Here is a 1006-nt window from a genome sequence, read left to right as displayed (position 1 = left end):
GGCGGCGGCCCCGCCAACGCCAGCTACACGCTCGTCTTCCAGCTCTACGACGCGGGCTTCAAGTACTTCGACCTGGGTTACGCCTCCGCCATCGGCGTCGCGCTCTTCGCGCTGACCGTGGTGGTCGCGGTGATCCAGCGGCTCGTGATCGGGAAGGACCAGTGACCATGACCGCAGCACCCGCCCAGACCGACACCCCGCCCACCCCGAAGACACCCCCGGCCCCCGACCGGGCCGCGCGCCGCGCCGAACGCAGACTGCGCAAGCTCTCGGAACAGGACACCGTTCCGCACGGCATGCGGCCCACCCGGGCCGGCCGGACCGGCCGCGCCGTGCTGCTGACGGTGGCCGCGACCGTGACGGTCTTCCCGTTCTACGCGATGGTCGTGCTCTCCCTGAAACCGTCCGCGGCAGTGGAGTTCCCCGGCAGCCTGCTGCCGTGGCCGCTGACCGGCGAGGCCTACGACACCGTCATGAACTCCCAGGACGTACCGCGCTGGCTGTTCAACACGCTGATGTACTCGGTCGTCTCCGTCGTCGGCGTGCTGCTGCTCGCCTCACTCGCCGGCTACGCCTTCGCCAAGAAACGCTTCCCCGGCCGGGAGACGATGTTCTGGTCGTTCCTGTCGATGGTGATGGTCCCGTACCACGTCACGATGATCCCGACCTTCGCGATGATCGCGAAGCTGGGCGGCGTGGACACGTACTGGGGACTGATCGTGCCGACCCTGGCCAACGCCCAGGCAGTGTTCCTGATGCGCCAGTTCATCCAGGGGCTGCCGGACGAACTGTTCGAAGCGGCCCGCCTCGACGGCTGCAACGAATGGCAGATCTTCTACCGCATCGTCCTGCCGCTGCTCAAGCCGATCCTGGCCACACTCGGCATCTTCGTCTTCCTGTGGCACTGGAACGACTTCCTGTGGCCGCTCATCATCGGCCAGTCCACCGACATGCGCACCCTCACCGTCGGCATCGCCTCGCTCCAGCAGCAGAACGTGCCGCTCAA

At 67.4% G+C, this 1006-nt stretch carries 1 protein-coding gene and 1 pseudogene; both read left to right on the top strand.

Annotation, left to right across the window (positions count from 1 at the left end):
- Positions 1 to 165: pseudogene (locus ACWCQ6_RS37515) on the top strand (sugar ABC transporter permease); the annotation flags it as partial.
- Between the two features lie 2 nt (positions 166 to 167).
- Positions 168 to 1006, top strand: an 839-nt coding sequence (locus ACWCQ6_RS37510; protein ID WP_451097020.1) for a carbohydrate ABC transporter permease, incomplete at its 3' end; no start/stop codon positions are given.

The organism is Streptomyces sp. NPDC001880, assembly GCF_053594575.1.
This window is presented reverse-complemented; position numbering and strand designations above follow the sequence as displayed.